The following is a 7,094-nucleotide window of genomic DNA, read 5'->3' as shown; positions in this document are numbered from 1 at the left end:
GCCGCGCACCGGAACCCCGGTCCGCGGCCGCCGTGGCGCGTCGCGGCGGGAGCTCAGGCACCCGCCCTCATCCGCGCGGCCGTCCGCGCGGCGTCGTAGTCCTCGGGGACGCCGTCGACGAGCACGACGTCGCCCTCCAGGTGGCGGGTGCGCAGCGGCAGGATCCGCCGGTAGGCGGGGGAGTCGTACCAGCCGCGGGCCCGCTCCAGGTCGGGGAACGCGATGAGGACGAGGTGGCCGGGCCAGTCGCCCTCCAGGACCTCGGGCGGGGCTCCGTGGACGAGGAAGCGGCCGCCGTAGGGCTCCATCGTCCGCTGGATGCGCTCGATGTACGTCAGGACGTCGGCGTGCGGGGCGCCGGCGGCGGGGGACAGGCGGGCGGCGGCGTAGGCGGTCACGGTGGCCTCCATCGGGTACGCGGACGGGCGGTGCGGAACAGTCCCGAGACTGCCCGCACCGCCCGTCGCGCGTCGATTACCCGCCGGGTAAGGCGGCCGCGTCAGATGGTCGCGGTGTCGATCACGAAGCGGTAGCGGACGTCGCTGTTGACGACCCGGTCGTAGGCCTCGTTGATCTGCTCGGCGGAGATCAGCTCGATCTCGGCGCCCAGGCCGTGCCGCGCGCAGAAGTCGAGCATCTCCTGGGTCTCGCGGATGCCGCCGATCATCGATCCGGCGAGCGCCTTGTTGCCGCTGATCAGCGAGAACATGTTCAGCGAGTTCGGCTCCTCTGGGGCGCCGACGTTGACGAACGCGCCGTCGACCTTCAGCAGCGAGAGGTACTTGTCGAGCGGCAGCGGGGCGGAGACGGTGCAGACGATCAGGTCGAAGGTGCCGGCGAGCTCCTCGAAGGTCTTCTCGTCGCTGGTGGCGTAGTAGTGGGTCGCGCCGAGCTTCAGGCCGTCGTCCTTCTTGCGGAGGGACTGGCTGAGGACGGTGACCTCCGCGCCGAGGGCGCCGGCGATCTTGACGCCCATGTGGCCGAGGCCGCCCATGCCGAGGATCGCGACCTTCTTGCCGGGGCCGGCCTGCCAGCGGTTCAGCGGCGAGTACAGGGTGATGCCGGCGCACAGCAGCGGCGCGGCCTCGTCGAGGGCGAGGCCCTCGGGGATGCGCAGGGTGTAGTTCTCGTCGACGACGACGTGGGTCGAGTAGCCGCCGTAGGTGGCCTCGCCGTCGCGGCCGACGCCGTTGTAGGTGGGCGTGTTGCCCTCGACGCAGAACTGCTCCTCGCCGCGCTCGCAGTACTCGCAGGTGCGGCAGGAGTCGACGAAGCAGCCCACGCCGACCTTGTCGCCGACCTTGAACTTCGTCACGCCGGAGCCGATCTCGGACACGACGCCCGCGATCTCGTGGCCGGGGACCATCGGGAAGATGGCCTCGCCCCAGCCCTCGCGGGCCTGGTGGATGTCGGAGTGGCAGATGCCGGCGAACTTGATGTCGATCAGCACGTCGTGCTCGCCGACCGGCCGGCGCGGGACGGTGGTCCGCTCCAGCGGGGCCTTGGCGGCGGGGGCGGCGTACGCGGCGACGTTGGTGACGGTCATCCGGAAACGTTCTCCTCAGAAGGGGGTGGTTCTGGCGGCGGCCCTGGGAGCGGACCACCGGTGGCCCCGGCCGGCCGGAGGGTGGGGGCCGGGCGGCGGGGGGCCGCGGGGGTCCGCGGCGGCCAGGTGGCCGCCGCGCGGTCCTCGCGGCTCTTCCACAGTGCCTCATACCCGGTCCCGTGCCGTGGTCACGGCTGTGCCTACGCTTGCCGTGCCTACCACTGCCAGGGTCAGCTTGCGCCGTACGGGCGCATCCGCGCCCCACTCGCCCGATGCCGCAGACTGGACGCATGGACCAGCGCGCCGAGCTCAGTGAATTCCTCCGGTCGCGGCGGGCCCGGCTGCAGCCGTCCGACGTCGGGCTGCCCGACCCGGGCAACCAGCGGCGGGTCCCCGGGCTGCGGCGCGAGGAGCTGGCGCAGGTCGCGGGGGTGTCGGTGGCGTACTACACCCGGCTGGAGCAGGGACAGGGGCGCAACGTCTCCGTCGAGGTCCTCGACGCGATCGCCCGCGCGCTGCGGCTCACCGACACCGAGCACGCCCACCTCACCCACCTCGCGCGGCCGCGGACGTACGCGAAGAAGAGGCGGGCCGCCGCGGCCGGGCGTACGCACCGGCTGCGTCCCGGGCTGCAGCTCATGCTGGACGCGATGGACGGCGTCCCCGCGTACGCGATCGGCCGCCGGCTCGACATCCTCGGCTGGAACCGGCTCTGCGCGGCCCTCCTCGGCGACTTCGCTGCGCGGCCGCCGGAGGAGCGCAACGCCGCGCGCCAGGTCTTCCTCGACCGGGGCGCGCGCGAGCTGTACATGGACTGGGACGCGAAGGCCGTCGAGGTCGTCAGCGTCCTGCGCCTCTACGCCGGCTGCTTCCCCGACGACCCGAAGCTCACCGCGCTCGTCGGCGAACTCTCGGTCAAGAGCGAGGAGTTCCGCACCCTGTGGGCCGCGCACACCGTCATGGAGAAGGGCCACGGCACCAAGCGCCTGCGCCACCCCCTCGTCGGCGAACTCACCCTCTCCTACGAGACCCTCACCCTCCCCGACGACCCCGACGTCTCCCTCGTCGTCTACCACGCCGCCCCCGACTCCCCCTCCGCCCAGTCCCTCCAACTCCTCGCCAACTGGGGCAGCGAACCGCTCCCGGCGCGGGGGTGAGACGTCAGCGGGTGGCGTCGGCGAGGGCTGCGTCGCGGATCTGGCAGTAGTAGGCGACGGGGTCGGGGCGGTAGCGCCAGGGGAGGGCGTTGATGTGGCCGTCGATGTGGCGGAACTGGGTGAGGGCCTCGGGGTCGCGGCCTTGAAGGTAGAGGTAGAAGGCGAGGAGGTGGCGGAGCTCCGGCAGGCGGGGGTGGGTGGGGTTCACCAGCTCCGCGGTGGCGAGGTCGGCGAGGGCCGCGTCGACCGCGGCGCGCATCTCGGGGGTGTCGTCGCCGTCGGTGGTGTCGGACTCGTCGTGCTCGAAGTGGGCGATCAGCGGGAGCGCGGTGAGCAGGGAGCCGGCCGGGGCGTTGCGGGCGGCGTCGGCGGCGAAGGAGCGGGCGAGGTGCTCCGAGCCCCGCCACTTGGCGCACCAGTACTGCAGCGCGGAGAAGTGCGCCTCGTAGTGGTGCGGGGCGCGGGCGGTGACCTCCTTCCAGATCCGGTCCATGTCGGCCTGCGGCGCGCCGAGGCCGAGCGCGGCCCAGATGGCGGTGATGTGCGGGGTGGGGTCGTCCGGGTTGAGCGCGGCGGCGCGGGCGATGTCGTCGAGGGACTGGCGCAGCACGCGGTGGAAGCCCTCGAACTGCTGGCCGCTGGTGTACTGCGCCTGCTTCCCGCCGCGGATCTTCCAAGCGAGGATCACGGTCGAGCGGGCGCGCACCACCGCGGCGTCGGGGTCCTCGGGCCGGGCGGCCTCCCAGTCGACCAGCCAGGCGTCGTCGTCCGCGGCCACGTCGGCGAGCGCGTACGCGGCCAGCGAGCGGAACTCCCAGTCGCGGTCGGCGGCGGTGCGGGCGAGGAGGGCGGCCGCGGCCTGCCAGGCGCCGGCCTTCGCCTGGTCGAGGGCGGCGACGAGGGCGGGGGAGGGGGGCGCGGCCCAGTCGTTGTTCTGCCGCTCGGCGGGGAGCAGGCCGTGCGCCGTGAGCAGGGCGTCGTGCTCGGCCCGCTCCTCCGCCTCGACGGCGCGCTCGGCCTCGTCCGTCCCCTCGCGCCAGCCCTCCCGCCAGCCGTCGATCATGGCTTTCGCCGTGGATCCGCCGAGGTAGAGCAGGGCGAGGAGCACGATGGCCCCGATGGCGGCGCCGATCACGGCGAGGGTGGTGAACATGCGGGATCTTCCGGTGCGGGGGCGGGGTTTACGGGGTCGGGTCGGCCTGCGGCCGCGGGTCGGGGGTGGCGGGGGTTGCGTCGGCCGTCGCCCGGCCCGGGCCGGAAGTGCGAGCGTCGGTCGCAAGGGGTCCTGCCCCGGCCTGCGGCCGGGTGTGCGGCTGCGCCGCGGGGCCCCTGCGGAGGCGAGGCCAACGGTGGTGCAGCGTGCGGTCCTTGCGCTGGGCACGTGGGGCTGCGCCCACCCTTCCCCGAGCTCTCGGCTTCGCTCGAGCAGGGGAGACCCCACTCGCCCTGCGGCACGATTACCCACAGCGGGGGGCGACGCCCGGCAGTCAGGCGCCCCCGACCGCCGGGTTACGCCGGGGCCAGCAGGAGGCGGAGGGGGGCGGTGTCGGGGCGGTCGGCGACGAGGGAGGCGATCGCGGCCTCCAGGCCGTCGGTCAGGCCGTCCGACAGCGGGTGCGCCGTCGCGGGCTCGGCCCAGGAGAACTCCCAGCGGATGAGCCCGCGCGACCCGAGCTCGGCCATGACCAACTCATGTGCCAAACCTTCCAGTTCGGGCCGGACGAACTCGCGGAAGGCCCGCCCGGTCGCCGCCGCGGCCGCGTCCGACTTCGGCATCCGCTGGGCGAAGTTCCACAACTGCCCGTCGTCGACGACCTTCAGGAAGGTGTCCAGGGTGGACGGCTCCTTCGTGTAGACGGTCAGCGCACGCCGGGCGGGGCTGCCGGCGGCGGCGAACTGCGCGGCCATCGACCGGGCCAGGTAGTCGTCCCAGTCCTCCGCGCACGGCAGCGCACGCGTCCTGGGCCCGAAGACCGCGTCCTCGAGACCGGCCGCCAGCGCCTGCGGTGCGCGCAGCAGCGCGGTGGCCGCCCCCCGGCCCTCGTCGCCGCGCCCGTCCGCCGCCAGCGCCTCGATCCGGCGCACCCGCTCGGCGAGCGGCGGGTGGCTGTCGTACGGCGAGGCCGGCGTCTCCGGCAACTCGGACCGGATGCCCGCGAGTTCGAGCTCCCGCGCGCTGAGGAAGTGCCCGAAGTCGCCGACGAGCGCGCCGCGCGGCGGGCGGAGGCCGTGCGGCAGGCCCATGGCGGCGTACCGGTCGAGGTAGAAGTCGAACGCGGCGTCGAGGGCGGGGAGTTCGCGCAGTGCCGCCGCGGTGGCGTCGCGCCCGGCGATCCGCGCGGCGGCGAGGTCGGCGGCGTACTCCTGCCGGCGGTTGCCCTTCAGCGAGGCCCGCACGAAGAAGCGGAAGTACCAGGTGTAGATCCGGGCCATCGCCCGGTAGGTGATCCCGGCCCGGGAGTGGTCGGCCTCGGCCGTCTCCTTGCCGCGCGCGGCCCGCTTCGCGGCCTTCGCCTCGTGCTTGGACCGCTCCTTGTCCGCCTTGGCCTCGGCCCGCTCGTGGAAGTGCTCGATGGTGCGGGCGATCTGCCGCTGCCCCCGGTACTGGAGTCCGGCCAGCCGGGTGTCGGAGTTGGCGTAGTGGCCGAACTCGTGGGCGATCACCGCCCGCAGCTGGGCCTCGCCGAGCCCGGTGAGCAGCGGGATGCCGATCTCCATCCGGCGCCGACCGGGCAGCAGCCCGCCGAGCCGGCTCTCCTCGGCCACCGCGGCGTTCACCTCCGCCGTGAGGACCAGCGACACGGGCCCGCGGGTGCCGACGGCCGCGGCCGTCTCCCGCACGACCGCCCACAGCTCGGGCTGGTCCGCCTCGCCCACCTCGACGCCGGGCGTCCGGGACGGCTCCGGCACCCGGAGCATGAACATGCCGCGGACGACGGGCACGGCGAGGACGACGGAGACGATGACGACCTTGCCGTAGATCCCCGCCGGGGTCCACAGCACGGCCGCCCGGTCGACGGCGAGCAGGAGCGCGAGCAGCGCCACGCCGAGCAGGTAGAAGCCGGCGATCAGGATCAGTGAGCGGGCAGCGCGAAGTGTCGGGCCCATGGTGAGAACTCCCCCCGGAGTGCGACGGCGGTCCGCGGCACGGACGCCGGAGGGGAGTATTCCATGAACATCGACTCACCAGGAGAACGGATTTCCGAATCCCCGGCTCCCGGTGCGTGGCCCGCCCCGGCTCAGCCCATCAGCCGCGCCGGCGACCCGCCGTTCGCCTCGTACCCGGCGACCGCCAGCGCCCGCTCCAGGGCGTACGCGGCGGCGGGGTCGGGGGAGTGCGTCCAGGGGAGCGCGCCGACGAAGCCGTCCACCGCGACGATCTGGTGCATCGCCTCCGACCAGCGGTCGCCGCGGATCAGGAAGTGGATCAGCAGGTGGCGGACATGCGGCAGCGCGGGGTTGTCCGGGCGGGCCGCGTGGGCGGTGTGCAGGGCGCCGGCGACGGCGCGCCGGATGGACGCCGAGGCGTAGATGTCCGTCCCCATGACCTCGGGGATCGACTCGAACTCCGCGAACAGCGGCAGCGCGGCGAGCAGCGAGCCCTGGGGCGCGCGGGCGGCGGCCGCCTCGGCGAAGGCGAGGGCGTCCTTGCGGGAGCCGTGCCACTTCTCGCACCAGTAGTGCAGCGCGGCCAGATGCGCGCCCATGTGCGCGGGGTCGCGGTCGAGGATCTTCAGCCAGAGCTGGTCGAACTCCGCCCGCGCGTCACCGAGCCCGCGCGCGACGTTCAGGTCCACGACGTACGGCACCGGGTCGCCGGGCGCGAGCAGCGCCGCCTCGGCGACCGCCGCGCGGGCCTCCTCCAGGAGGATCCGCCGGTCCTCTCCCTGGTTGCGCCACGCCTGCTGCACCAGGAACTCCGCGTGCACGGCCGCGCCGCCCGCGTCCTTCGGCGCGGCGATCCGCCACTCGCGCAGCCACCGGCCGCCCGCCCCCGGCTGCTGCGCGAGCGCCAGCGCGGCCGCCCCGGCCAGCGACGCCACCCGCTGCCAGCGCAGCTCGCCCTCCTTCGGCGTGGTCGCGAGCAGCTGCGCCGCGACCTGCCACTCCTGGGTGCGCTCCAGGTGCTCGACCACGTCCACCAGGTCCTGGTCGGGCCCCGGCAGCCGGACGTCCAGGTCCTCCTGGCGCGCGAAACCGTAGGCCGCGGGGTCCGCGGCGTCCGGCGAGCCCGGCTCGGCGAGCCGGATGCCGCCGCCGCGGCCGCGGCGGAGGAAGTGCGTCACCAGCACGCCGAGCAGGGCGGCGGTCATGAGCAGCCAGAGAATCTCCATGGCTCCATTGTCCCCGGGCGGCGGGAGCGCCCGTCGGGCAGGACTACGCTCGGGGCG

6 protein-coding genes are annotated in these 7,094 nt (G+C 74.5%); 1 reads left to right on the top strand and 5 read right to left on the bottom strand.

Features of this window, described 5'->3' with window-relative positions:
• Positions 1–53 precede the first annotated feature (53 nt).
• Together ACFWEG_RS18700 and ACFWEG_RS18695 are read right to left on the bottom strand one after the other, a co-directional pair.
• Positions 54–398 carry a DUF1330 domain-containing protein gene (locus tag ACFWEG_RS18700; RefSeq protein WP_387216356.1) on the bottom strand — a complete coding sequence of 115 codons (345 nt, stop codon included), beginning with the start codon at positions 396–398 and terminating at the stop codon, positions 54–56.
• A gap of 101 nt (positions 399–499) precedes the next feature.
• Positions 500–1,546 (bottom strand): NAD(P)-dependent alcohol dehydrogenase, encoded by a 1,047-nt coding sequence (locus ACFWEG_RS18695; RefSeq protein ID WP_387216354.1) that lies wholly within the window; start codon positions 1,544–1,546, stop codon positions 500–502.
• A gap of 290 nt (positions 1,547–1,836) precedes the next feature.
• On the opposite strand from ACFWEG_RS18695, the gene ACFWEG_RS18690 reads away from it, so the two are divergent.
• The gene (locus ACFWEG_RS18690; RefSeq protein WP_387216352.1) at positions 1,837–2,703 is read left to right on the top strand and encodes a helix-turn-helix domain-containing protein; all 867 of its coding nucleotides are present in this window, start codon (positions 1,837–1,839) and stop codon (positions 2,701–2,703) included.
• A gap of 4 nt (positions 2,704–2,707) precedes the next feature.
• On the opposite strand, the gene ACFWEG_RS18685 is transcribed toward ACFWEG_RS18690, so the two are convergent.
• The 3 genes from ACFWEG_RS18685 to ACFWEG_RS18675 all read right to left on the bottom strand — a co-directional run bounded on the left by ACFWEG_RS18685 (position 2,708) and on the right by ACFWEG_RS18675 (position 7,037).
• Entirely contained in the window at positions 2,708–3,856 is a 1,149-nt protein-coding gene (locus ACFWEG_RS18685; RefSeq protein ID WP_387216350.1) for a hypothetical protein, read from the bottom strand.
• A gap of 356 nt (positions 3,857–4,212) precedes the next feature.
• Positions 4,213–5,811, bottom strand: a complete 1,599-nt coding sequence (locus ACFWEG_RS18680) for a M48 family metalloprotease (protein ID WP_387216348.1) — start codon at positions 5,809–5,811, stop codon at positions 4,213–4,215.
• Positions 5,812–5,942: 131 nt separating this feature from the next.
• The gene (locus ACFWEG_RS18675) at positions 5,943–7,037 is read right to left on the bottom strand and encodes a hypothetical protein (RefSeq protein WP_387216346.1); all 1,095 of its coding nucleotides are present in this window, start codon (positions 7,035–7,037) and stop codon (positions 5,943–5,945) included.
• Positions 7,038–7,094 lie beyond the last annotated feature (57 nt).

The sequence above is a fragment of the Streptomyces sp. NPDC060194 genome (assembly GCF_042728285.1).
GTDB lineage: Bacteria > Actinomycetota > Actinomycetes > Streptomycetales > Streptomycetaceae > Streptomyces.
The sequence above is the reverse complement of the archived record's forward strand: the minus strand, read 5'-3'. Positions and strand labels throughout refer to the sequence as shown.

Bases quoted from the DNA above. Each gene is read 5' to 3' on its own strand.
- ACFWEG_RS18695 (WP_387216354.1), bottom strand. From the start codon at position 1,546: ATGACCGTCACCAACGTCGCCGCGTACGCCGCCCCCGCCGCCAAGGCC.
- ACFWEG_RS18690 (WP_387216352.1), top strand. From the start codon at position 1,837: ATGGACCAGCGCGCCGAGCTCAGTGAATTCCTCCGGTCGCGGCGGGCC.
- ACFWEG_RS18685 (WP_387216350.1), bottom strand. From the start codon at position 3,856: ATGTTCACCACCCTCGCCGTGATCGGCGCCGCCATCGGGGCCATCGTG.
- ACFWEG_RS18680 (WP_387216348.1), bottom strand. From the start codon at position 5,811: ATGGGCCCGACACTTCGCGCTGCCCGCTCACTGATCCTGATCGCCGGC.
- ACFWEG_RS18675 (WP_387216346.1), bottom strand. From the start codon at position 7,037: ATGGAGATTCTCTGGCTGCTCATGACCGCCGCCCTGCTCGGCGTGCTG.